The organism is Dokdonella sp. (genome assembly GCF_019634845.1).
Lineage (GTDB): Bacteria > Pseudomonadota > Gammaproteobacteria > Xanthomonadales > Rhodanobacteraceae > Dokdonella_A.
Genome location: NZ_JAHCAQ010000015.1, coordinates 73,365 through 98,149 on the forward strand (window position 1 = coordinate 73,365; position 24,785 = coordinate 98,149).

Genomic DNA, 24,785 nt, shown 5'->3' on the forward strand with positions numbered 1-24,785 from the left:
CGCGCGATTGCCGCGTGCCGCTGTCATGCGCTTTTTCCGGCAGGTGAATACATGGCTTTCGACCTCCTAGACGAACACGAACAAGGCGAACTGGTCCAGAAGTGGCTGCGCGAGAACGCGATGGCGATCGTGACCGGCATCGTCATCGGTCTTGCGCTCATTTTCGGCTGGCAGCAATGGAAGGCGCATACGGCCAGTCAGGTGGCCGCCGCCGCCGGCCAGTATCAGGCGCTGGCCGAGGCCGTCGCCGCGCGCAAGCCCGACGACGCGCTCAAGGTTGCCGAGGTCATCCGCAAGGACTACCCCGACTCCACCTATGCCGTGCTGGCCGCCCTGCAGCAGGCCGAAGTCGCCGCCGGCAAGAACGACCTGGCGACCGCCGCGCAGCAGCTCGACTGGGCGCGTGGCCACGTCAAGGACGTGAGCCTGCGCACGCTGATCGACCTGCGCATCGGTCGCGTCAAGCTGGCCCAGGGTGATGCCGATGGCGCCCTCAAGCTGGCCGAAGGCGCCGCGGCCGACAACTATCCGGCACTTGCCGGCGAGTTGCGCGGCGACGCACTGGTCAAGCTCGGTCGCATCGACGAGGCGCGCAAGGCTTACGCGGCGGCACTGGCGGCCGAAGGCGGCCAGGCCTTCGACCGCAGCACGGTGCAGATGAAGCTCGACGACCTGGGCGGCGCGCCGACGGAGAAGTCCGCCACATGAAGCCCGTATTCGCTGTTGCCGTTGCTGCGCTTGCCCTCACTGCCGGTGGTTGCAACTGGATCAAGAACCTCGGCAAGAAGGACAACGTCGAACCACCGACGCCGCTGGTCGAATTCGCACCTGCCGTGCAGGTCGACCGCCTGTGGAGCGGGAGTGTGGGCGACGGCGCAGGCCTGTCCGGCGCGCGCATGGCGCCGCTGGCGGCGGCCGATGGCCGCGTCTACGTCGCCTCGGTCGACGGCAGCATCGAGGCACTCGATGGCGCCACTGGCCGCAGCGCATGGCGCAAGCGCGTGGGCGGCCGAAGCGGCTTCCTGTGGCGGCGTTCGGAGCACTCCACGCGCTGGTCGGGCGGCCCCAGCGTCGACGGTGATCTGCTCGTCGTTGGCGGGCTCGATGGCCAGGTGCATGCGCTGTCGGCGCACGATGGCAGCGAACGTTGGCAGACCCGCATCGAATCGGAAGTGATTTCGGCACCGGCGATCGCCGGTGGCCTGGTCGTGGTGCGCGGCAACGATGGTCGCCTGCAGGCGCTCGATGCCGGTGACGGCAGCCGCAAATGGGTGTTCGACCAGAGCGTGCCGGCCTTGAGCCTGCGCGGCAACTCGGCGCCGCTGATCATCAATGGCGTGGTCTACAACGGCACCGACGGTGGGCGCGTCAGCGCGGTGCGCCTGGACGATGGCAACGAGCTGTGGACGCAGACGCTGTCCACTGGCGAAGGCCGCACCGAAGTCGAGCGTCTGTCCGACGTCGACGGCAACATCGCCAGTGACGGCAGTTCGCTGTACGCGATCGGCTACCGCGGCCAGATTGCTGCGCTCGCGCCCGACAGCGGTCGCCCGTTGTGGCAGCGTGACCTGTCGAGTTACGTCGGCGTCGCCGTGGCCGGCACCACCGTGGTGGCGATCGACAGTGACGGCAACGTGTGGGCGTTCGACCGCGATACCGGCGCCAACCTGTGGAAGCAGGACCAGCTCAAGTATCGCTGGCTCAGCGCGCCGGCGATCCAGGGCGACTACGTGGTGGTCGGCGATGTCGAGGGCTACGTGCACTGGTTGAGCCTGGCCGAAGGCAAGTTCGTGGCGCGCCAGCGTCTGGGCAAGCATCCGATCGAGGGCGCACCGGTGGTGGCGGCCGACATCGTCTACGTCGAGGACATCCGCGGCCGTCTCGGCGCGTACCGGATCCGCCCGTAACCCGGGCGATCGCCGTCGATGCCGGCGCGCGCAGGCATGTGCACGTTGCGCGGCATCGTGCACCCATGCTGTGCCGGGGCGGGCAAGCCTGCCCACCCCGTTCAATCCTGGAGTTGTCGATGCTTCCCGTAGTCGCGCTGGTCGGGCGCCCCAACGTCGGCAAGTCGACCCTGTTCAACGTGCTCACACGCACGCGCGATGCGCTCGTGCACGACCTGCCCGGCGTCACGCGCGATCGCCACTATGGCGTGTGCCGACTGTTGCCGCAGCGGGCCTTCGCCGTGGTCGATACCGGTGGTTTCGTCGATGCCGCGGTCGGGCTCGATGCGCATACCGCGCGCCAGGCCGAACTGGCGATGGACGAGGCCGACATCGTGCTGCTCATCGTCGATGCGCGCGACGGCCTGCTGCCGACCGATCGCGCGATCCTCGATCGCCTGCGCCGTGGCGGCAAGCCGACCCTGCTCGTGGTCAACAAGGTCGATGGTCTCGACGAACACGCCGCGCTGGCTGATTTTTCCGCGCTCGGCGTGGCGCAGGTGTTCGGCGTCGCGGCCGCGCATGGCCGCGGCATGGCGCCGCTGCTGGAGGCGATCGGCGCAAAGCTGCCCGCCGTGGTCGAGGACGAGCTGGCGGCGCAGCCCGACGACGGCATCCGCATCGCGATCATCGGTCGCCCCAATGCCGGCAAGTCGACGCTCGTCAATCGCCTGCTCGGCGAGGAGCGCGTGATCACCTCCGAGGTCGCCGGTACCACGCGCGATGCGATCCGCATTCCGCTCGAGCGCGATGGCCGGCGCTACACCCTCATCGACACCGCTGGCGTGCGGCGCCGTGCCCGCATCGAAGATGCGTTGGAGAAGTTCAGCGTGATCAAGGCGCTGCAGTCGGTCGAGGCGGCCCACGTCACCGTGATGATGCTCGATGCACGCGAGGGCGTGTCCGAGCAGGACACCACGCTGCTCGGTCACGTGCTCGAATCGGGCCGCGCGCTCGTGATCGCGGTGAACAAGTGGGACGACATGGACAAGTACCAACGCGACCAGTGCGTGGCTTCGCTGTCGCGTCGCCTCGATTTCGTCGCCTGGGCGCGGCAGGTGTTCATCTCGGCGCTGCATGGCAGCGGCATCGGCGAACTGATGAAGGCGATCCATCGCGCCTACGCGGCTTCCAACCACAAGTTCACCTCGTCGGAGCTGACGCGCGCGATCGCGGCCGCCACCGCGGCCTATCAGCCGCCGCTCGTGCGCGGCCACAGTCCGCGCCTGAAATTCGCCCACCCGACCGGCACCAATCCCCCATCGATCCTGATCCACGGCGCGCGCACGCGGCACATCTCCGACGGTTACCGGCGCTACCTCGAGAACTTCCTGCGCAAGCGCTATCGGCTCGAGGGCACGCCGATCCGCATCGAGTTCCGCGATGGCGAGAATCCGTTCGCCGGCAAGCGCAACGAGCTGACCGAAGGCCAGCAGCGGCGGCGCACGCGCATGATCCGCAACGCGCGCCGCGGCAAGGATTGAAGCGCCAGGCGCCGCGCGCAATGCCGTCGCACGCCGCAGGCGTTGCCGGCCTGGTTTGAGCGGCATTGCCGGGCAGTGGATAATGCCCGTTTCCGATGGATCGACGATGAGTGCACAACTGCTCGATGGCCGCCGTATCGCCGACGCCGTGCTGGAGCGCGTGGCGGTGCGCGTGAACGCGCGCCGCGCGGCCGGCCTGCCGGCCCCGGGCCTGGCGGTGGTGATGGTCGGCGACGATCCCGCCTCAGCCGTCTACGTGCGCAACAAACGCCGTGCCTGCAAGCAGGTTGGCTTCCGTTCGTTCGATTTCGACCTGCCGGCAAGCACCGCTCAGGCCGAGCTCGTTGCGCTCATCGATCGGCTCAATGCCGATCCGCAGGTGCACGGCATCCTGCTGCAATTGCCGTTGCCTGCCGCCATCGACGCCACCGCGCTGATCGACCGCATCGCCGTGCACAAGGACGTCGACGGCTTCCAGGCCGCCAATGTCGGCCGCTTGGCGCTGCGCCAGCGTGGCCTGCGGCCGTGCACGCCCAAGGGCGTGATGACGCTGCTGGCGCACACCGATCGCCCCGTGCGCGGACGCAAGGCCGTCGTGATCGGCGTGTCCAACCACGTCGGGCGGCCGCTCATCCTCGAACTCCTGCTGGCCGGTTGCACCACCACGGGTTGTCACAAGTTCACCGTCGATCTCGAGGCCGAGGTGCGGGCGGCCGACATCGTCGTGGTTGCCGTCGGTCGGCCCGGCATCGTCAAGGGCGATTGGATCAAGCCCGGCGCAGTGGTGATCGATGTCGGCATCAACCGCCTCGACGATGGCCGCCTCGTCGGCGACGTCGAGTTCGCAGCGGCGGCCGAACGCGCGGCATGGATCACGCCGGTGCCCGGCGGCGTCGGGCCGATGACGGTCGCCACGCTGATCGAGAATACGCTCGAGGCGGCCGAGCAGTTCGGCGTGGCCGCATGAGGCGCGGGGCCGCAAGGAGGGCAATCCAGTGATGCGCAAATTCGGTGCAGGACTCCTCGTCATCGTCGCCTTGGGCATGCTCGGTGGCTGCGCCAGCGTCGCCAACCGCGCTGGCGCACGGCTGTCGGCCAGCCTCAGTGCCGGCATCCTCGATCAGGACGACATCGCCACCGCGCGCGATGGCATTCCGGCGTGGCTGCTGCTGGTCGATGGCCTGATCCACGATGATCCGCGCAACGAGGCGCTGCTGCTGGCCGGCAGCAAGCTCTACGGCGCCTATGCCGGTGGCTTCGTCAGCGATGGCGAGCGCGCCAGGCGGCTGGCGGCGCGCAGCTTCGATTACGCCCGACGCGCCAGTTGCGTGCGGCGCGCGGCGCTGTGCGCCGAGCTCGGTGCGCCGTTCGACGCCTTCGCGGCCCAGGTGCAACGACTGGGCAAGGCCGACGTGCCGATGACGCATGCGCTCGCCGCGGCCTGGGCCGGTCGCATCCAGGCCAACAGCGACGACTGGAAGGCCATTGCCGACATCCCCAAGGTGCAGGCGATGCTCGAGCGCGAGGTCGCGCTCGAGCCGACCTTTGGCGATGGCGAGCCCTACATGTACCTGGGCGTGCTGGCGACGCTGCGGCCGGCTTCGCTCGGCGGTCAGCCCGAACAGGGCAAGGCCGATTTCGAGCGCGCGCTTGCGCTGTCGGGTGGCCGCAACCAGATGGTGCGCGTGCTCTACGCCGAGAAGTATGCGCGGCTGGTGTTCGACCAGGAACTGCACGACCGCCTGCTGCATGAGGTACTCGATGCCGATCCGCACGCGCCGGGCCTGACGCTCATCAACGTGCTGGCGCAGGCGCGCGCGCGCCAGCTGCTGGCATCGGGCAAGGATTATTTCTAGGACGGCAGGCGAGGGCGCCACGGGCGCCCGCAAAAATGGCGGGATAGCGACGGCCGCGCGCAGCCCGGATGGCTGCCGCAGGGCCCGCTCGATCCGCTCGAAGGTGGCGCGGCGTGCAAGCGCGCGGCGCCGATGATCAATACGGGAGTCACCGATGAAGATGTTGGGCAAGACCCTGCTGGCACTGACGCTCGCCAGCCTCACTGCCGGCGCCAGCGCCGCGACGACGTTCAAGATCGCCACGATCGCACCCGATGGCACGGCCTGGATGCGCGAGATGCGTGCGGCCGGCGAGGCCGTCAAGGCCAAGACCGAAGGCCGCGTCGAATTCAAGTTCTATCCGGGCGGCGTCATGGGCGACGACGCGACCGTGTTGCGCAAGATGAAGATCGGCCAGTTGCAGGGCGGCGCCTTCACCGGCGGCGAGGCCTCGATCCTGACCCGCGACGCGCAGGTCTACAGCTTGCCATTCACGTTCCGCAACTTCGACGAGATCGCGGCTGCGCGCGCCAGGCTCGATCCGCTGCTCAAGGAATCGTTCGCCCGCGACGGCTATGAGCTGCTCGGCATCAGCGGCGGCGGCTTCGCCTACCTCATGAGCACGCGGCCGATCCATTCGCGCGACGACCTCAAGGCCGCCAAGGTGTGGGTGCCGCTCGGCGACAAGATCGCCGAAATGGCGTTTTCGGCCGCCGGTGTGGCGCCGATCCCGCTGCCGCTGGCCGATGTCTACACGAGCCTGCAGACCGGCCTCATCGATACCGCCGCCAACACGCTGTCGGGCGCACTCGCGTTCCAGTGGCACACCAAGATCAAGCACATCGTCGACCTGCCATTGAGCTTCGTGGTTGGCGAGGTGGTGGTGAGCAAGAAGGTGTTTGACGATCTTTCCGAGGCCGACCGCAAGACCGTCGAGGACGAGTTCCACGCCACCTTCAGCCGCCTCGAGGCGATCAATCGCAAGGACAACGATGCCGCGCGCGAGGCGCTCAAGGCGCAGGGCATCTCGATCGACGCCCCCAACGACGCCGAGCGCAAGAACTGGCAGGCCATCGGCACCGAGGTCTTCCGCAAGGTGAGCGCGCAGGGCGAGCTGACGCCACCGATGCTCAAGGCCTTGGGTGAAGTGCTGGCCACGCTGCATGGTGGCAGCAGCCAGTGAGCCGCCTCGCCCGTCCGCTGTTGCGCTGGCTCGATCGGCTCGAGACCGGGCTCATCGCCGTCCTCGTGCTGGCGATGGTGCTGCTCGCCGGTGCGCAGATCCTGCTGCGCAACCTGTTCGACACCGGCCTCGATTGGGCCGATCCACTGTTGCGCGCCATGGTGCTGTGGGCGGCGATGCTCGGCGCGCTCGCCGCGGTGCGCGATGACAAGCACATCGGGCTGGACGTCCTCGCCCACTTCGTGCACGGCCGGATACGCCGGCTCATCCATTTCGTGACGCTGTTGTTCAGCGCCGGCGTGTCGGGCCTGATGGCGTGGCACGGCTACGGTCTCGTCATGCTCGACTATGGCGGCAACGGGCGCATCGCCGGGATTCCGAGCTGGCTCATCGAGATCATCATCCCGGTCGGCTTCGGTCTGATCGCGTTGCGCCTGCTCGTGCATGCGTTCCTGCCCGCGCGCAACGAGGCCATGCCCGTGCTCGCGCCGGAGCTGCCGTGATCGTGCTGGCGGCTGTCGCGCTGTTGCTGCTGGCGGCGCTCGGCGCGCCGCTGTATGCGCTGCTGGCGGCGGTGGCGCTGCTGGGCTTCCATGCCGCCGGGCAGGAAGGCGTGGCGGTGGCGATCGAGTTCTACCGCCTGGCCGACATGCCGGCACTGATCGCGATCCCGCTGTTCACGCTGGCCGGATACCTGTTGGCCGAGAGCCGCGCGCCGCAGCGTCTGGTGCGGCTCAGCAATGCCCTGCTGGGCTGGCTGCCGGGCGGGCTCGCCGTGGTGGCCGTGCTCGCTTGCGCGATGTTCACCGCGTTCACGGGCGCCACCGGCGTCACCATCGTCGCGCTCGGCGCGGTGCTGTATCCGGCGCTGCTGCAGCAGAACTACGGCGAGAAGTTTTCGCTGGGCCTGCTGACCTCGGCCGGCAGCCTCGGTCTCATCCTCGTGCCGTCGATGCCGCTGATCCTGTATGGCGTCGTCGCGCAGCAGTTCCACACCACGCCGCCGGTGACGATCGATGCCCTGTTCCTGGCCGGCGTGCTGCCATGCCTGCTGATGGTGGCGTTGCTGTCGTTCTACAGCATGTGGCACGCGCGGCGCGTCGGCGTCCGGCGCGAACTCGTCGATGGCAGGGAGCTGCGCGCCGCGCTGCGCGATGCGTTGTGGGACCTGCCGCTGCCGTTCGTCATCCTTGGCGGCATCTACTCGGGCCGGCTCGCGGCTTCGGAAGCGGCAGCCGCCACCGCGCTGTACGTGTTCGTCGTGACCGTGCTGATCCGACGCGAAATTCCCTGGCGCAAACTGCCGCTGGTCGCGCGCGAGGCGATGTTGCTGGTTGGCGCCCTGCTCATCATCCTCGGCTTCTCGCTCGCGCTGACCAACTGGCTCATCGATGCCGAAGTGCCGGAACAGCTGTTCGGTGCGATCCAGACCCACATCACGAGCCGCGGCGCGTTCCTGCTCGTGCTCAACCTGTTCCTGCTCGTGTTCGGCATGCTGCTGGAAGGCTTTCCGGCCATCATCATTCTGGTGCCGCTGGTGCTGCCGGTTGCGCTGCGCTACGGCATCGATCCGGTGCACCTGGGCATCCTGTTCCTGGCCAACCTGCAGCTTGGCATCTTCCTGCCGCCCGTCGGCATGAACCTGTTCATCGCCAGCATGCGCTTCGGCAAGCCGATCATGACCCTGGTGCGCGCCAGCGCGCCGTTCTTCCTGATTCTGCTGGTTGCCGTGCTCGTCATCACCTACTGGCCCGAACTGTCGCTCGTGCTCGTGCGCTGAGTCGGCTGCGCGGCGCTCACGGCAATGCGTGGCTGGCGTGGTCGGCGGTGTCGTCGGCCAGGTGCCACAGCTCATGGGCGTCGATGAGCACGCGCAGCCGTGTCTCGTGCGCATCGGCGCGTGCGCGCAGCTCGGCCAGTGCGGCATCGGCAGCCAGACGCTCGGCCTGCAGGCGCTCGGCCAGGCCGATTTCGCCCAGCTCCCAGGCACGGCGCTGGCGCGCGGCACTGGTCGCGTGGGCAGTCTGCGCCGCGAGCGCGGCCTGCCACAGCTCCAGCGCAAGTTGGCTGCGTGCCACGTCGAGCTGCGCCTCGCGCGTGATGTCGCGGCGCATCGCATCGACCTCGTCGCGGGCCGCCTCGGCGGCGGCGTCCTCGGCGCGCGCCTCGGCGCTGCGCCGGCTGCCGCCGAACGGAATGTTGAGCACGATGCCGATGCCGCGCTCCATGCCGTCGCGTTCGGAGAAGCTGCGCAGGCCGATGCTCGGATCGGGCAGGCGGTCACGGTGGGCGCGGGCGGCCAGCGACTCGCGCTGCGCGGCCAGCTCCTCGCTGGCGCGGATCTCGTGGCTGCGCTCGATGATGCGTTCGACCCAGCTCGACGCACCCGCGTCGAGCGCGACCGGCGCCGGCAGCTGCGGCGCGCGCGCAGGCAGTGCAAGCAGCGAAAAGTCGGTGCCCAGCGCCAGGCGCTGTGCGGCGGCGTCGCCCTGTGCCTGCCGCAGCGCGCCGACGGCGCCGGCCAGTTCGGCCTCGATCTGGTCGAGTTCGCGCTGCGCGGCTGCGCCGAGGTCGAGCCGGCGCTGGATGACATCGCGTTCGCGGACGAGTGAGTCGTGACGCGCGCTGGCGAAGTGCGCCACGGCCTCGGCACGCAGCCAGCCCAACCATAGGGCCAGCAGTCGCCGCGCGGCCTGGTGCTCGGCATCACCCTGCAGCAGCGCAGCGGCGGCCAGTCCGTGCGCGCCGCTCTCGCGGTCGAGGGCGGCCTTGCCGGGCAGGCGGATCGCGCGGCTGAGCTGCAGCTCCCATTCGGCTTGGCTGGCGCGCCCGCTCGGCGTGGCCGCATCACGCACGCTGCGCCGCACAGGCGCGATGCCGAGCGTGGTGTCGTGCGGGCCGGCGGCGAGTGCGCGGGCGCGCTCGCGTGCCTCGCTGACACGCGCATCGGCTGCGCGCACTTCGGCGTGCGTCGCGATTGCGGCATGGGCCGCCTGTGGCGGCGGCAGGAAATCCTGCGCCGCGAGCGGCGCATTGGCCATGGCGAGCACCAACAACAGGCGTGGCGACAGACTCATCGCGCGTCCTCCGCGCAGCCGAAGCGGCGATACAGCAGCGGCAGCAGGAGCAGGGTCAACACGGTCGAGGTGACGAGACCGCCGATCACGACCACGGCCAGTGGGCGCTGCACTTCCGAACCGGGGCCGCTGGCGAACAGCAGCGGCACGAGGCCGAGCGCGGTGATGCTGGCGGTCATCAGCACCGGCCGCAGGCGGCGTCGCGCGCCTTCGCGCACGACCTGCTCGACTGGCATGCCGGCGGCGCGCAACTGGTTGAAACAGGTGATCAGCACGAGGCCATTGAGCACGGCGATGCCGAGCAGGGCGATGAAGCCGATCGAGGCCGGCACCGACAGGTACTGGCCACTGAGCCACAGCGCGACGATGCCACCGACCAGCGCGAACGGGATGTTGCCGAGCACGAGCAGCGCCTGGCGCAGCGAGCCGAACGTCAGGAACAGCACGAGGAAGATGAGTCCGAGCGCGAGGGGGACCACGAGGCCGAGCCGCGCGGCGGCGCGCTGCTGGTTCTCGAACTGACCGCCCCACTCGATGCGATAGCCCGCCGGCAGTGCGAGCCCGCCCGCTACCGCCCGGCGTGCCTCGTCGACGAAGCCGACCAGATCGCGGCCAGCGACGCCGGCCTGCACCAGCACGAAGCGCGAGCCGTTCTCGTGGTCGACGCGCACCGGCCCGGTGGTTGCGGTGAGGCGCGCAAGCTGATCGAGCGGCAGCACGCTGCCGGCATCGCCGACCAGCGGCAGGCGGGCGAAGCTCTCGCCGTCGCCGCGCAGCGCCGCATCGCCGCGCACGAGCAGCGGGATACGCCGCCCCGGCAGGATGACCTGGCCCGCTGGCAGTCCCTCGAGCTGGGCGCGCAATTCGTCCTGGATCGAGGCGATGTCGAACCCGCCGCGGCCAGCCGCCTGGGCATCGATCGCCACCTGCAGGAACTGCATTCCTTCCTCGCTCTGTGCGATCACGTCCTGTGCGCCTTCGAGCTTGCCGACGATGGTGGCCACGCGCTGGCCGAGTTCGGCCAGGGTGGCGAGGTCGCTGCCGAAGATCTTGATCGCGACGTCGCCGCGACTGCCGGTGAGCATTTCCGCCACGCGCATTTCGATCGGCTGGGTAAAGCCGACCTCGAGCCCGGGGAAGCGATCGGCCACCTGCCGCAGCTGCGCGGCGAGCCAATCCTTGTCGCGCTGGCGCCATTGCGAGCGCGGCTTGAGCTGCAGGAACAGATCGGTGTCGTTGAGGCCCATCGGGTCGAGGCCGAGTTCGTCGGAGCCGAGCCGCCCGACTGCGTGTTCGACTTCGGGCACCTTCGCCAGCAGCTCGCGCTCGAGCGCCAGGTCGAGGTCGCGCGAATGGGCCAGGCTCACCGATGGTAGCTTGACCACCTGCATGATGAGATCGCCTTCGTCCATCGTCGGCATGAAGCTCTTGCCGATGGCGAGGTAGGTGCCCAGTCCGACCACGAGCGAGGCGGCGGCTGCGGCGTAGAGCAGGCGCGGGCGGCGCAGGCTGCGTTCGAGCAGTGGACGGTACAGACCGTCGAGCCGGCGCATGAGCCAGGGCTCGGCGTGGGGACGTTCCTTGAGCAGCAACGAAGCCAGCACCGGCACGAAGCTCAGCGACAGCACGAGCGAACCGGCCAGGGCGAACACGATCGTCAGCGCGACCGGTCGGAACAGGCGACCTTCAAGATCCTGCAGGGTCAGCAGGGGCAGGAACACGAGGCCGATGATGAGGATGCCGGCGGCGACCGGGACGGCCACCTCGCGCACCGCGGCGCCGATGCGTTGGAGGCGCGGCGCGGATGCGTCGGCGGCGTGCGGGTGCAGGCGACTGACCGTGTTTTCGACCACGACCACGCCGGCATCGACCAGCATGCCGACCGCAACCGCGAGCCCGCCGAGGCTCATGAGGTTGGCGCTCATGCCGGTCAGACGCATCGCCAGGAACGTGAACAGTGCGGCCAGCGGCAGGATCAGTGCCACCACGACCGCCGCGCGCACCTCGCCGAGAAACACGAACAGCAAGAGCACGACCAGCACGGTGGCCTCGACGAGCGCGCCGCGCACGGTGCCGACCGCCCGCTCGATCAGCGCGCTGCGGTCGTAGAAGATGTCGACGCGCACGCCCGGTGGCAGGCCCGGCGCGAGTTGCGCCAGGCGCTCGCGCACGGCGCGCACGAGCCGGCCGGCATCGGCTCCGCGCAGCGCCACCACGATGCCTTCGACCGCCTCGCCGTGGCCATCGCGCGTGACGGCGCCATAGCGCGTGAGCGCATCGACGCGCACCTGTGCCACGTCACCCACGCGCAGCAGGCGGCCGCGATCGTGGGCGATGACGATCCGGGCCAGATCCTCGGGCGTGCGCAGTGCGCCTTCGGCCCGCACGATGAGGCTGAGGTCGCCGGCTTCGAGCCGACCGGCGCCATCGTTGCTGTTGTTGCGCGCGAGCACCTCGGCCAGCTCGCGGAAGCCGATGCCGGCCGCGGCGAGCCGGTTGCGATCGGGGATGACGGCGTAGCTCGTGACTTCGCCGCCGAGCGCATTGACGTCGGCCACGCCGGGGATCGTGCGCAGTGCCGGCCGCAAGGTCCAGTCGAGCAGGCTGCGCCGCTCGGCAAGGCTGAGCCCGCCGCCCTCGATCGTGAACATGAGCATGTCCGACAGCGGCGTGGCGATCGGCGCCAGTCCACCGGCCACGCCGCGCGGCAGCTCGTCCTGCGCGGCGGCAAAGCGCTCGGTGACCTGTTGGCGGGCCCAGTAGATGTCGGCGCCTTCCTCGAAGTCGATCGTGATGTCGGCCACCGCGTACTTGGCCACCGAGCGCAGCACGCTGGCGCGCGGCAGGCCCAGCAGTTCGAGCTCCAGCGGCGTGATCACGCGCGATTCGACTTCCTCTGGCGTCATGCCGGGCGCCTTGAGGATGAGCTTGACCTGGGTTGGCGCGATGTCGGGATAGGCATCGATCGGCAGCGCCCGCCAGGCCAGCACGCCGCCAACCACGAGCGCGGCCGTGGCGGCGAACACGAGCACGCGCTGGGCCAGCGACCATTCGACGAGACGCGCCAGCATGATGCCTACTCGCCGTGCATCGCGCGCAGGGCGCTGGCGTTGTGGCTGACGACCTGGTCACCGACGCGCAGCGCGCCGCGCACGAGCGCATCCTCGCCCTCACTGCCGATGCGCTCGACCGGCAACGCGCGGTAGCGATGGCCGTCGGCGACGAAGACGAGCGTGGTGCTGCCGTCGGCCAGCAACGCGCTGGCCGCAACGCGCAGCGCATCGGCCGGTGCCGGCAGCTGCAGGCGCACGCTGGTGTGCTGACCGACCCGCCAGGCCGGTGCAGCCGGCAGATGGGCGCGCAGGCGCACGCTCTGGCTGCCGTCGCTGATCGCGCCGCTCACCGCGACGACCTCGCCGCGGCTGCCGTCGGCCATGACGATGACCTGGCCCGCCGCGTAGTCGGCGGCGTGTTCGAGTGGCGCCTGGATCGACACGTCCACACCGTCATCGGCGGCCAGCGTGAACGCCGCTTCGAAAGCAGCGACGGCCTGACCCGGCGCGATCGTCCGCTGCAGCACGCGACCGGCGATCGGCGCGCGCAGTTCGTATTCGCCGTTGCCGGTCCGTGCCGGCGTGAAGGCGCTGCTCAGCGCGTCACGCGCCTGCGCCAGTTGTGCCTGTGCCTGGCTGGCGCGGGCCCGGCTCTCGTCGGCGCGTGCCCGTGCGACGATGCCTTCGGCGAGCAGCATCTCGTCGCGTCGCGCCTGGCTGTGCGCGAGCGTGGCCTCGCTGCGACTGCGTGCCAACTCGGCCTGCGCGGCGAGGAAGTCGCGGCTGTGGATGCGCGCGAGTGGTGCCCCCGCTCCGACGATGGCGCCGTCGTCGACCATGACGCTGGCGACCACGCCAGCGAACGGCACGCTCACGACCCGGCTCGAGGTGAGCGGCGCGATGATCTGCGCCGGCAGGCGCGCCAGTTCGAGCGAGCTCGCGCCGGTCACCGCGGCCGTCGTGATCTGCAGCGACTGCACCTGCGCCGGGGTCAATTCGATGAGTCCGGCGCCAAGCGCCGGCAGGCTGCCGGCGAGCAAGCCGAGCAGGAGTGCGCCGGCGGCGGCACGGGAGCGTGGCGGGACGATCGGCAAGGCATGGCACCAGCGGCGGAACGTGCGCGCAGCATAGGCACGGTGGCTTTGGCGACGCTTAAGAATGGGTCGGCCGATCCGGCAGGCACGCAGCGGCACGAGCCGCGCAGCCAGCCGGCGATTGTCCGCGGCCAGCGGGTTGCGCGTCTTGCGTGTGCATGGCGCCGGCGCGGCAGCGGGCGAGGCTGCCGCGGGCGTTGCCGGCTACAGCGTCGGCAGCGGTGCGAGCACCGCGTGCAGGTCGCCGTCGTGAAGCGCGAATGTCAGGCGCAGGCCCAGGCCCTGCGCGAGCGCAGCGGCGAGCGCAAGGCCAAGGCCGGCGTGCGCCGCGGTACCGCCCGAGCGCGACTTGCGCCAGAAGCGCTGGCCCAGGTGCGGCAGGTCGTCGCAGTGCAGTTGCGGCGCCGGATTGATGATGCACAGGCGCGCGCCATCGTGGCCGGCCTCGAGCGACATCGTCAGCGTGCTGCCGGCGGGCGCGTACTCGATCGCGTTGCGCAACAGGTTCGACACGATGCGTTCGAGCGCACCGACGTCGGAGCGCACCCACAGTTGTGGCGGCAGCGCGCGCACGAGCCGCACGCCGCGTGCGGCGGCGGTCGCGGCCAGCGCATCGGCGAGCTGGCCCAGCAGCGGCGGCAGGTCGAGCGGATCGACCGCGGCGGCGGCGAGACCGGCTTCCTGGCGTGCGAGCATGAGCAGGGTGTCGATCGCGCGCTGCATGCGCTCGACCGCTTCGATCGAGGCGGCGAACGCCGCGCCGATCGCCTCGTCGTCGGCCGGCGTGCGCCGCGCGGCCTCGATCGAGGTGCGAATTTCGGCCAGCGGCGTGCGCAGTTCGTGGGCCACGTCGCGGGCGAAGCGGCGTTCGCTGTCGATCGTCGCGTACAGGCGTGCAAAGGCCGCCTCGAGCGCCTGCGCGAACGGTTCGATCTCGCGCGGCAGCGCCGGCGCCAGCAGGCCTTCGCGCGGTGGCTGCTGCGGGTCGAGCGCCGCCAGGCGGCGGCTGAACGCGCGCAGCGGCGCCAGGCCGCGGCGCACCGCGAAATGCGCGATCAGCACGGTCAGCGCGATCGCCAGCACGATGCCGGCAAGCAAGGTGTGGTGGATCGCGCGTTCGAGCTGATCGTGCGGTGCGCGTTCGCTGGCCACGACGAGCAGGCGCGGCGGATCGCCCGCACGCGGGGTGTCGCGCAGCGCCACTGCCACCGCGCGGCCGGGGTGGCGGTCGGGCAGGCGCAGGTCGTAGTGGACCGGCGCATCGGTGGTGGGCGCCTGCGGCGGGCGCGCGAGCGGGTGGCCCGCGCTGCTGGCCGAGCGCGCCCAGGTGCTGCCATCGGGATTCCACAATTCGAAGAAGTCGGTGTGGGCCGGCAGCTCGTACTCGGGCATGAGGCGGCCGAGCTCGCCGAATTCGGCCGGGTCGGGGTGCGCGCGCACGAAGGCGGCGATCGTGTGGGCGCGGTCGGCGAGGCCCTGGTCCATGCGTGCGTACAGCTCGCGGTCGACGAGCGCATCGAGCACCACGAACAGCGTCACCAGCAAGGCGCCCAGCGCCAGCGAGAACTGCAGCGCGAGGCGCCGTTGCAACGAGGGCGCGGCGCGCTCAGGCGATGACATAGCCAAAGCCCCGCCGCGTCTGGATGGGATCGACGGCGCCGCAGCGTGCGAGCTTGCCGCGCAGCGTCGAGACGATGACCTCGACCACCTTGTCGGAGGTTTCGCTGGCGCCGTCGTAGAGCCGGGCGAAGATCTGCGCGCGGGTCAGCACGCGGCCGCGCTCGCGCAGCAGCAGTTCGAGCAGCGCGAACTCCTTGGGCGTGAGCTCGAGGCGGCAGGCGCCGTGGTGGACGCTGCGCGCGCGCGGATCGAGCACGATCGCGCCGTGGTGCAGCAGCGGCGCGGCGCCATCGGGCGGGCGGCGCTTGAGCGCGCGCAAGCGCGCCAGCAGTTCGTCGAACGCGAACGGCTTGACCAGGTAATCGTCGGCACCGGCATCGAGCGCAGTGACGCGGTCGCCGACCTGGTCGCGCGCCGACAGCACGAGCACGCGTGCGGTGTCGTTGCGGCGACGCAGCGCGCGCAGCACTTCGAGTCCGTCGATGCCGGGCAGCATGAGGTCGAGCACGATGAGGTCATAGCTCGCAGCGTCGAGGAAGGCCAGTGCGTGCTCGCCGTCGGCGGCGTGGTCGCAGGCGTAACCGTCGGCGCCGAGGCCGCGCATGAGCGCGGTGGCAAGCGGTGCGGAATCCTCGACGATGAGCAGGCGCATGCGGCACACAGTGGCGGGGCGAAGGCGCGCCATTGTGGCAGCACGCTGCGGTGTCGGGCAGGGCAGCGGCTACACTGGCGCGATGACCAACGCCGCACCGCTCGATCTGATCCACGAGGACGCCCATCTGCTGGCCGTCGACAAGCCGCCGGGCCTGGCCGTGCATCGCAGCCGGCTCGTCGGCAGCGACGAGGACTACCTGATCGACCGACTGCGCGCCCAGGTCGGCGGCGAGCTGTACCTGGCGCATCGGCTCGATCGCGCCACCAGCGGCGTGTTGCTGGTGGCGCGGTCGCAGCAAGTCGCCGCCGAACTCGGGCGACAGCTCATGGCGCGCACGGTGGACAAGTCGTATCTGGCCGTCGTGCGCGGCTGGCCGGCGGAACAGGGCGAGATCGACTATCCGCTGTCCGGTGCGAGCCTGCGCGGCGAGGCGAAACCGGCACTGACCTGCTGGCGACGGTTGGCCACGGTCGAGGTCCCGATCGCGGTGGGCCGCTATCCGCAGCAGCGCTACGCATTGCTCGACGTGGCGCCCGCAACGGGCCGCTACCGGCAGATCCGGCGCCATTTCCACCATGTCTCGCATCACATCCTCGGCGACACCAGTCACGGGCGCGGCGATCACAATCGCTTGATCCGCATCCATTTCGGCCTCGCCCGACTGTTCCTGCACGCCTGGCGCCTGCGCCTGGTGCATCCGGTCGATGGCACCGAGCTGGCGCTCGAGGCCCCGCTCGATGCGCAGTGGCAGCGCCTGCTCGCAGCATTTGGCTGGTGCGGGGCGCTGCCGGCCGCATGAGGGCGTTCAGCGGCGGTGCTTTGTGCGCGGCCGCGCTTTCCGTAAAATAGGGCATGCGCATCCTCACCAACGCCCTCACCTTCGATGACGTCCTGCTGGTCCCGGCCCATTCGGCCGTGCTGCCGCGCGACGTTTCCCTCGCCACCCGCCTGACCCGCAACATCCGCCTGAACCTGCCGATCATCTCGGCAGCGATGGACACGGTCACCGAGGCGCGGCTGGCGATCACGATGGCCCAATGCGGCGGCATCGGCATCATCCACAAGAACATGCCGCTCGAACGCCAGGCCGCCGAAGTGCGGCTGGTCAAGAAGTACGAGGCCGGCGTGATCCGCGATCCGATCACGGTCGGGCCTTACACCTCGATCGGCGAGGTCAGCCAGCTCACGCGCCGTCACAACATCTCGGGCGTGCCCGTGGTCGATGGCGAGCAGCTCGTCGGCATCGTCACCAACCGCGACCTGCGCTTCGAGAAGAAAGCCGACGATCCGGTGCGCAACATCATGACGCGCAAGGATCGCCTGGTGACCGTGCGCGAGGGGGCCAGCGACGACGAGGTGCTGGCACTGCTGCACAAATTCCGCATCGAGAAGGTGCTGGTGGTCGACGAAGCGTTCCGCCTGCGCGGCCTCATCACGGTCAAGGACATCCAGAAGGCGCGCGACAATCCCGATTCGTGCAAGGACGAACACGAGCGCCTGCGCGTGGGCGCGGCGGTCGGCGTCGCCGGCGACACCGAGGCGCGCGTGGCCGCGCTGGTCGAGGCCGGCGTCGATGCGATCGTCGTCGATACCGCGCATGGTCACTCGCAAGGTGTGCTCGAGCGCGTGCGCTGGGTGCGGCGGAACTTCCCCGAGCTGTCGCTGATCGCCGGCAACATCGTCACCGGCGACGCCGCGCGCGCGCTGGTCGACGCCGGCGTCGATGCGGTCAAGGTCGGTGTCGGGCCCGGTTCCATCTGCACCACGCGCATCGTGGCCGGCGTCGGCGTGCCGCAGATTTCCGCGATCGACATGGTGGCCGAGGCGCTGCACGGCAGCGAGGTCGGCCTGATCGCCGACGGAGGCATCCGCTATTCGGGCGACGTGGCCAAGGCGATCGCGGCCGGCGCCGACTGCGTGATGATCGGCGGCATGTTCGCCGGCACCGAGGAATCGCCCGGCGACGTCGAGCTGTATCAGGGCCGCAGCTACAAGAGTTACCGCGGCATGGGGTCGCTTGGCGCGATGGAGAAGGGCTCCAAGGATCGCTACTTCCAGGATGAGGCCGACGCCGACAAACTCGTGCCCGAGGGCATCGAAGGTCGCGTGCCCTACCGCGGGCCGTTGCGCAACATCGTGCACCAGCTGGCCGGCGGCGTGCGCGCGTCGATGGGCTATGTCGGCTGCGCGAGCATCGACGAAATGCGCCGCAAACCGCAGTTCGTCAAGGTGACGAGCGCCGGCATGCGCGAATCGCACGTGCACGATGTCGCGATCACCAAGGAAGCGCCCAACTACCGCCTGGACTGACCATGCGCGCCGTGCCGACGATCCTCGCCGCCTTGCTGGCGGCGCCATGCCTGGCGGCCAGCACCGAGCCGCCGACACAGGTGCGTGTCACGGTCGATGGCAAGGCCTATGTTGGCAACACGGGCACCACAATCGAAGTCGACGTCGGCGGGCGCAAGCTGCCGCTGCGTGTCGAGGAATTGCCGTGGCGGCACTTCGAGGCGGGTCGGCTGCGCTTCGACTACCCGCGCCATTTTCCCTGGGAGCACGATCCCGAGCCGCCCCGCAGCTGGACGCTGGACGGCAACAACGCCGTGCTCATGGTGTTCGAGAACGTCGCGCCCAGGCGCAGCGCCGAGGCGCAAGCCGAGGCCATCGAAGGGCTGTTGCTGCGCGGCGCGGCGCCGCGCCGCGCCAAGGCGTTGCTGGCGACGGCCAAGGCCGGCACGCTCAGTGGTGTCGCGACGACGATCAAGGTCGTCAATTACACGATGAGCAACGAAATTTTCGTCATCGACAGCGGCAAGTCGTCATGGCTGCTCGTGCTGCAGGACGCGCTCACCGACGCCGGCGAACACACTGCCGAATACCTCGAGATGCGCGCGCGCCTCTCGGCCACCCTGGAGTTCTGAGCCTTGGATCTCATCCATCGCGATCGCATCCTCATCCTCGATTTCGGCGCGCAGTACACCCAGCTCATCGCGCGCCGCATCCGTGAAATCGGCGTCTATTGCGAAATCTGGGCCTGGGACCACGACCCGGCAGAGATCGCCGCGTTCGGTGCCAAGGGCATCATCCTGTCGGGTGGCCCAGAATCCACCACTGCCGTCAATCCGCCGCGTGCGGCGCAGGCGGTATTCGACAGCGGCGTGCCGATCCTGGGCATCTGCTACGGCATGCAGACGCTGGCCGCGCAACTGGGCGGCGCCACCGAGGCGGCCGACCAGCGTGAATTCGGTCATGCCGAAGTGGCGGTGACCGGCGCCGATGCGCTGCTTGCGGGCCTCAGCGACCACGCCGCGCGGCAGGCGCTCGACGTGTGGATGAGCCATGGCGACCATGTGTCGCAGGTGCCGCCGGGCTTCGTGGTGACGGCCCGCACCGAGCGCATCCCGATCGCGGCGATGGCCGATGACGCGCGGCGTTGGTACGGTGTGCAGTTCCATCCCGAGGTCACCCATACGCGGCAGGGCAACGCGCTGCTGCGTCGGTTCGTGGTCGACATCTGCGGCTGCGCCACGCTGTGGACGCCGGCGCAGATCATCGAGGACCAGATCGCGCGCGTGCGCGCCCAGGTCGGCAGCGACGAGGTGATTCTCGGCCTGTCGGGCGGCGTCGATTCGTCGGTGGTGGCCGCCTTGCTGCATCGGGCGATCGGCGCGCAACTGACCTGCGTATTCGTCGACACCGGCCTGCTGCGCTGGCGCGAAGGCGACCAGGTGATGGCGACGATGCAGCAGAACCTCGGCGTGAAGGTCATTCGCGTCGATGCCGCGCAGCGCTATTTCCGTGCGCTCGAGGGCGTGACCGATCCAGAGGCCAAGCGCAAGGTCATCGGCAACCTGTTCGTCGAAATCTTCGAGGAGGAATCGGCCCGCTTGCGCAATGCGCGATGGCTCGCGCAGGGCACGATCTACCCGGATGTGATCGAATCGGCCGGCAGCAAGACCGGCAAGGCGCACGTGATCAAGAGCCACCACAACGTCGGTGGCCTGCCTGAGCACATGAAGCTCGGCCTCGTCGAGCCGCTGCGCGAGCTGTTCAAGGACGAAGTGCGCCGCCTCGGGGTCGAGCTGGGCCTGCCGCGCGAGATGGTCTATCGCCACCCGTTCCCGGGGCCTGGCCTCGGCGTGCGCATCCTCGGCGAGGTCAAACCCGAGTACGCCGAACTGCTCGCCCGCGCCGACGCCATTTTCATCGACGAGTTGCGCAAGGCCGGCCTGTACGACGAGGTCAGCCAGGCTTTCGCCGTGTTCCTGCCGGTCAAATCGGTCGGCGTGGTCGGCGATGCCCGCGCCTACGAGTGGGTGATCGCACTGCGCGCGGTGGAGACGGTCGACTTCATGACCGCGCACTGGGCGCAGCTTCCGTATGAGTTTCTTGGCGCCGTATCAAACAGAATAATCAATGAGTTGCGCGGCGTTTCCCGCGTCGTTTACGACATCAGCGGCAAGCCGCCGGCGACGATCGAGTGGGAGTGAATTCAGATCCGTCGAGGACTGTCGCCAACGATTGAAAAACTGTCGCAACGCGTTGGGTTGGAAACAGATGCGTCACGTCAGCGATCGGTGTCGATCGGCGGCCGACAGAAAACGTAGGCGGTGGAGCCGACGGTAAGAATCAAGGTCGGGTTGCCGAAGACCACGACTGCCGACAAGCGCGAGCCGTCGAAGTAAGGAGTGGGGGCAGTGATCCGGAGTCCGGGGTGGGGCGGAGCATGACGGTGCAGGAGTCGCCACAAGCGACGGCGGGCGTGTGCGACGACACGGCGTTCATGCGCCGCGCGCTCGAGCTTGCCCACGAGGCGGCGGCGCACGATGCCGAGGTGCCGGTGGGCGCGGTGCTGGTGCTCGACGGGCGCGTCATCGGCGAGGGCCGCAACCGCATGATCAGCGCGAATGACCCGACCGCGCATGCCGAGATCGAGGCGCTGCGCGCCGCCGGACGCTGCGTCGGCAACTACCGCCTTACCGGCGCGACGCTGTATGTGACGCTGGAGCCTTGCGTGATGTGCGCGGGCGCGCTCGTGCACGCGCGTGTGGCGCGAGTCGTGTACGCGGCGGCCGATCCCAAGACCGGTGCCGCCGGCAGCGTGTTCGACACCCTCATCAGCGATCGCCACAACCATCGCGTTGCGGTTGAGGGCGGCCTGCTGGCCGACGAAGCGGCGGCGCTGTTGCGCGGGTTCTTCCGCAGCCGGCGCTGACGCGGTTCAGGCGAGCTGTTCCTTCGCCCATGCCGCGTCGAGTGCTTCCATCGCATCGTGCGGCTTGAGCCCGGCGGCCTTGTCCCAGGCTTCAGCCACTTCGTCCTCGCGCTTGTCGCCATGCAACAGCATGAGGCCGTTGCCGTACTCGATCCACGCGATCGGCGAGTCGGGCGTGAGCTTGAGCGCTTGCTTGAGGTGCTTCTCGGCCTCGGCGGCGCTGGCGCCGTAGGTCAGTTTGGCGAGCATGCCACCGACCTTGCCGACGATTTCGGCGTGATAGAGGCCGAGCGCGGTGGTGGCCTCGGCGTGCTTGGGCGCGAGCTCGAGCGTGGCAACGAGCGACTCGCGCACCTTGCCGGCCAGGCCTTGTGCCAGCGCCTTGGTGATCGAAATGGCCTGGCTCAGCCGCCCGATCGCGAAGGCGCGACGATAGTGGCTGTTGGCTTCGCCGGGCAGGGCGGTGATGGCCGCTTCGGCCAGTTGGGTGAGTTCTTCGTAGCGCGCGGTGCGGGCCTTGGCATCGTCGACGAGGTAGGTGGCGTGGATGCCGCCGGCCTTGATCGCGACCGAGGCGCCGAGCGCCTTGAGGGCGACGCCCTGCTCGTAGGCGTGGTGGAAATCGCCGCGGTGGAACGCGCGCCAGGCGTCCTGCAACTGGGTGGCGATCGCCGCCGCGTCCTTGCCGAGCTTGGGGTTGTTCTTCAGCAGCGCGGCGATGTGCCGCTCGTCAGGGAACGCTTCCAGGTCGCCTGCATGCAGCTGCTTCCAGGCCTTGGCCAGTTTGTCGCCGGCGTAGTCGAACGCCTTGTTCGGATGCGGAAACGCCGCCCAACCCTTGTTCGCCATCGCAATGCCCTCCGGTGGTTCGGCGCAGTGTGCCGCGTCGGTGGCCATGCCGTCACGCCGCCTTGCGACAACTGGCTAAACTTGCCGTATGAATGACCCTGCCGCCGTCGCCGACCGGGCCGCCGCGCTGCGCGCGCGCCTGGAAGATGCCAACTATCGCTACCACGTGCTCGACGATCCGGACATCGCCGACAGCGAGTACGACCGTCTCATGCGCGAGCTCGAGGCGCTCGAGGCCGCACATCCCGAGCTGGTCACCCCCGACTCGCCCACGCGCCACGTCGGCGCCGCGCCTTCGCGCGAGTTTGCGCCGGTGCGCCACCCGATCCCGATGCTGTCGCTGGCCAATGCGTTCAGCGCCGCCGAGGTCGAGGACTTCGAGCGCAAGGTCGAGGAGCGGCTTGGCCTGCGCGACCCGCTGTTCTCGGTCGAGCCCAAGTTCGACGGCCTGGCGATCAGCCTGCGTTACGAGGATGGACATTTCGTGCAGGGCGCCACGCGTGGCGACGGCGAGCGGGGCGAGGACGTGACCGCGAACCTGCGCACGATCAAGGCCATTCCGCTGCGCTTGCGCGGACGCGGCTGGCCGCGCGTGCTCGAGGTGCGCGGCGAGGTCTACATGCCGCGGGCCGGGTTCGAGGCCTGGAACGAACGAGCGCGCGCATCGGGCGGCACGCTCAAGCCGCTGGCCAATCCGCGCAACGGTGCCGCCGGCAGCCTGCGTCAGCTCGATCCGCGCGTCACGGCGCAGCGTCCGCTCGCGTTCTTTGCCTATGCGCTGGGTGAGGTCGCCGGCGGTGCGTTGCCGCGCTCGCATTCGGCGATGCTGCGGCAGTTGCGCGAATGGGGCCTGCCGGTGTGCCCGCTGGTGGCGACCGCGCACGGCGCAGGCGGCTGCCTCGACTACTACGCCCGCATCGGCGCGCAGCGCGACGGCCTGCCGTTCGACATCGACGGCGTGGTGTACAAGGTCGATGACCTCGCTGCGCAGGACCGGCTCGGCTTCGTCGGGCGCACGCCGCGCTGGGCCATTGCACACAAGTTTCCGGCGCAGGAGCAGCAGACGCGCGTCGAGGCGATCGACGTGCAGATCGGCCGCACCGGCGCGGCGACGCCCACCGCGCGCCTCGCTCCGGTGCAGGTGGGTGGGGTCACCGTCACCAACGCGACGCTGCACAATGCCGACCAGGTCACGCGGCTCGACGTGCGCGTGGGCGACACCGTGATCGTGCGCCGCGCCGGCGACGTGATCCCCGAAGTCGTGCGGGTGGTGCCCGAGCTGCGCCCGGCGCACACGCATGCGTGGCGGATGCCCAGCCACTGCCCGATCTGCGGTTCGGCGATCGTGCGCGAGGAGGGCGAGGCGGTGGCTCGCTGCAGCGGCGAACTCGTCTGCGCCGCGCAGCGCACGCAGAGTGTGTTTCATTTCGCCACCCGCCGCGCCATGGACATCGACGGCCTCGGCGAGCGCTACATCGAGGACCTGGGCGAGTTCGGCTACGTGCGCGCCGTGTCCGACCTCTACAAGCTCAGCCTCGACGACCTGCTCGACATGAAGCGTCGTGCCGACGCACGCGACGGCACCACGCCGGAAACCGTCAAGGCCGGCAAGGTGGCGACCAAGTGGGCCGAGAACCTCATCGAGGCGATCGACCGCAGCCGGCGCACCACGCTGGCGCGCTTCCTTTACGCGCTCGGCATCAGCCAGGTCGGCGAGGCGACCGCCAAGGCGCTCGCCAACTGGTTTGGGCAACTGGCCTTGATCCGCCACCTGCCGTGGCCGCTGTTCAAGCTCGTCCCTGACGTCGGCAGTGAGGTCGCGCGCGCGATCGGTGCCTTTTTCGCCCAACGCGGCAACCAGCAGGTCATCGACGAATTGCTCGCGCGCGGCGTCGATCTCGGCGACCTGCATGCGCCATCGCCCAAGCTGCGTGGTGGACTCGACCTGCCGAGCGTGCTGGCATGCCTCGAGGTGCCGCGGCTCACCGCAGTGCGCGCGCAGGTACTCGCCGCGGCGTGCCCGCAGCTGCACGACCTGCTCGAAGCCGACCAGCACCGTCTCGTCGCAGCCGGGCTGCCGGTCGAGGTCGCCGATGCCTGGCTGGCGTGGCGCGCGGAGCCAGCCCATCGACAACTGCTGCGCGACGCCGTTGCCGCGGCCGCGCGGCTGCAGCAAGCCCTGCCGGATGTGGCGGCAGCCGCGAGCCTGCCGCTCGATGGCCGCACTGTGGTGCTGACCGGAACGCTGGCGACCTTAACGCGCGACGAAGCCAAGGCCAGACTCGAGGCGCTCGGTGCCAAGGTCGCCGGCAGCGTGTCGAAGAAAACCGACTTTGTCGTTGCCGGCGAGGCGGCCGGATCCAAGCTCGACAAGGCGCGCGAACTCGGGGTGGCGATCTGGGACGAAGCGCGCCTGCTGGCGTTCCTTGGCGCCGACGGAACGGCGCCGTCGCGCGACCACGATGACGACCAGACCTGAAGCAGCCGTAGGGCACGGCCCGCACGCATCGCGCCCGCTGTCGAGCGCTGCCCCCGGCACTGCCGCCGGGGCAGCGCCCCCTGGCGGCCGCACCAGCGACCCCGAATACGCCCGCACATGCGACCCAATAACCGGTTACACCCCCGTCTGCGTCGCATAACTCGCCACCGTTCAGCGAATCCAACCACGAGCCCGCAGCGCCAAGTCCATGATCCAGCGAAGGAATTGCACTTGACCACCACGCTACCATCGCCGACCATCGGTGCATACGCCCCGGTTGCGGGGTCTATTTGTA

Annotated in this window: 20 protein-coding genes; 14 read left to right on the top strand and 6 right to left on the bottom strand. The window is 69.7% G+C overall.

Annotated features, from left to right (window positions below):
- Positions 1-51 precede the first annotated feature (51 nt).
- The 8 genes from KF903_RS11500 (at position 52) to KF903_RS11535 (ending at position 8,228) form a co-directional block, all read left to right on the top strand.
- Positions 52-708, top strand: a complete 657-nt coding sequence (locus tag KF903_RS11500) for a tetratricopeptide repeat protein (protein ID WP_291214836.1) — start codon at positions 52-54, stop codon at positions 706-708.
- A complete protein-coding gene (bamB, locus tag KF903_RS11505) occupies positions 705-1,907 on the top strand; it encodes an outer membrane protein assembly factor BamB (protein ID WP_291214839.1) in 1,203 nt (400 codons plus the stop codon). The genes KF903_RS11500 and bamB overlap by 4 nt, the downstream gene beginning before the upstream one ends.
- Positions 1,908-2,026: 119 nt before the next feature.
- The gene (gene der, locus KF903_RS11510; protein WP_291214842.1) at positions 2,027-3,430 is read left to right on the top strand and encodes a ribosome biogenesis GTPase Der; all 1,404 of its coding nucleotides are present in this window, start codon (positions 2,027-2,029) and stop codon (positions 3,428-3,430) included.
- Positions 3,431-3,536: 106 nt separating this feature from the next.
- Complete coding sequence (gene folD, locus KF903_RS11515) at positions 3,537-4,397, top strand: bifunctional methylenetetrahydrofolate dehydrogenase/methenyltetrahydrofolate cyclohydrolase FolD (RefSeq protein WP_291214845.1); 861 nt, start codon at positions 3,537-3,539, stop codon at positions 4,395-4,397.
- A gap of 31 nt (positions 4,398-4,428) precedes the next feature.
- The gene (locus tag KF903_RS11520) at positions 4,429-5,286 is read left to right on the top strand and encodes a TRAP transporter TatT component family protein (protein WP_291214847.1); all 858 of its coding nucleotides are present in this window, start codon (positions 4,429-4,431) and stop codon (positions 5,284-5,286) included.
- Between the two features lie 154 nt (positions 5,287-5,440).
- A complete protein-coding gene (gene dctP / locus KF903_RS11525; protein WP_291214850.1) occupies positions 5,441-6,448 on the top strand; it encodes a TRAP transporter substrate-binding protein DctP in 1,008 nt (335 codons plus the stop codon).
- The gene (locus KF903_RS11530; RefSeq protein ID WP_291214853.1) at positions 6,445-6,951 is read left to right on the top strand and encodes a TRAP transporter small permease; all 507 of its coding nucleotides are present in this window, start codon (positions 6,445-6,447) and stop codon (positions 6,949-6,951) included. The genes dctP and KF903_RS11530 overlap by 4 nt, the downstream gene beginning before the upstream one ends.
- A complete protein-coding gene (locus tag KF903_RS11535; RefSeq protein WP_291214856.1) occupies positions 6,948-8,228 on the top strand; it encodes a TRAP transporter large permease in 1,281 nt (426 codons plus the stop codon). Before KF903_RS11530 ends, KF903_RS11535 begins: the two co-directional genes overlap by 4 nt.
- A 16-nt stretch (positions 8,229-8,244) precedes the next feature.
- On the opposite strand, the gene KF903_RS11540 is transcribed toward KF903_RS11535, so the two are convergent.
- From KF903_RS11540 to KF903_RS11560, 5 genes are all read right to left on the bottom strand, one after another.
- Positions 8,245-9,525, bottom strand: a complete 1,281-nt coding sequence (locus KF903_RS11540; RefSeq protein WP_291214859.1) for a TolC family protein — start codon at positions 9,523-9,525, stop codon at positions 8,245-8,247.
- Positions 9,522-12,596: a CusA/CzcA family heavy metal efflux RND transporter gene (locus KF903_RS11545; RefSeq protein WP_291214862.1), complete on the bottom strand. Its 3,075-nt coding sequence runs from the start codon at positions 12,594-12,596 to the stop codon at positions 9,522-9,524. The genes KF903_RS11540 and KF903_RS11545 overlap by 4 nt, the downstream gene beginning before the upstream one ends.
- A gap of 5 nt (positions 12,597-12,601) precedes the next feature.
- On the bottom strand, positions 12,602-13,672 hold the full coding sequence (locus tag KF903_RS11550; RefSeq protein ID WP_291214864.1) for an efflux RND transporter periplasmic adaptor subunit: 1,071 nt from the start codon (positions 13,670-13,672) through the stop codon (positions 12,602-12,604).
- A gap of 204 nt (positions 13,673-13,876) precedes the next feature.
- The gene (locus KF903_RS11555; RefSeq protein ID WP_291214867.1) at positions 13,877-15,292 is read right to left on the bottom strand and encodes a histidine kinase dimerization/phospho-acceptor domain-containing protein; all 1,416 of its coding nucleotides are present in this window, start codon (positions 15,290-15,292) and stop codon (positions 13,877-13,879) included.
- Entirely contained in the window at positions 15,279-15,944 is a 666-nt protein-coding gene (locus KF903_RS11560; protein ID WP_291214870.1) for a response regulator transcription factor, read from the bottom strand. Before KF903_RS11560 ends, KF903_RS11555 begins: the two co-directional genes overlap by 14 nt.
- 82 nt (positions 15,945-16,026) lie before the next feature.
- Between KF903_RS11560 and KF903_RS11565 the strand changes: the two genes are divergently transcribed.
- The 5 genes from KF903_RS11565 to tadA all read left to right on the top strand — a co-directional run bounded on the left by KF903_RS11565 (position 16,027) and on the right by tadA (position 21,162).
- Complete coding sequence (locus KF903_RS11565) at positions 16,027-16,746, top strand: pseudouridine synthase (RefSeq protein WP_291214872.1); 720 nt, start codon at positions 16,027-16,029, stop codon at positions 16,744-16,746.
- A gap of 53 nt (positions 16,747-16,799) precedes the next feature.
- Complete coding sequence (guaB, locus tag KF903_RS11570; RefSeq protein ID WP_291214875.1) at positions 16,800-18,257, top strand: IMP dehydrogenase; 1,458 nt, start codon at positions 16,800-16,802, stop codon at positions 18,255-18,257.
- Between the two features lie 2 nt (positions 18,258-18,259).
- Complete coding sequence (locus KF903_RS11575) at positions 18,260-18,868, top strand: hypothetical protein (RefSeq protein WP_291214878.1); 609 nt, start codon at positions 18,260-18,262, stop codon at positions 18,866-18,868.
- Positions 18,869-18,871: 3 nt separating this feature from the next.
- Positions 18,872-20,437 (top strand): glutamine-hydrolyzing GMP synthase, encoded by a 1,566-nt coding sequence (guaA, locus tag KF903_RS11580; RefSeq protein ID WP_291214880.1) that lies wholly within the window; start codon positions 18,872-18,874, stop codon positions 20,435-20,437.
- A 242-nt stretch (positions 20,438-20,679) separates the two neighbouring features.
- Positions 20,680-21,162 (top strand): tRNA adenosine(34) deaminase TadA, encoded by a 483-nt coding sequence (gene tadA, locus KF903_RS11585; RefSeq protein WP_291214883.1) that lies wholly within the window; start codon positions 20,680-20,682, stop codon positions 21,160-21,162.
- A 6-nt stretch (positions 21,163-21,168) separates the two neighbouring features.
- Here tadA and KF903_RS11590 read toward each other — a convergent pair whose 3' ends face one another.
- On the bottom strand, positions 21,169-22,011 hold the full coding sequence (locus KF903_RS11590) for a hypothetical protein (RefSeq protein ID WP_291214886.1): 843 nt from the start codon (positions 22,009-22,011) through the stop codon (positions 21,169-21,171).
- Positions 22,012-22,099: 88 nt separating this feature from the next.
- Between KF903_RS11590 and ligA the strand changes: the two genes are divergently transcribed.
- Complete coding sequence (ligA, locus tag KF903_RS11595) at positions 22,100-24,490, top strand: NAD-dependent DNA ligase LigA (protein WP_291214889.1); 2,391 nt, start codon at positions 22,100-22,102, stop codon at positions 24,488-24,490.
- Positions 24,491-24,785: the final 295 nt, after the last annotated feature.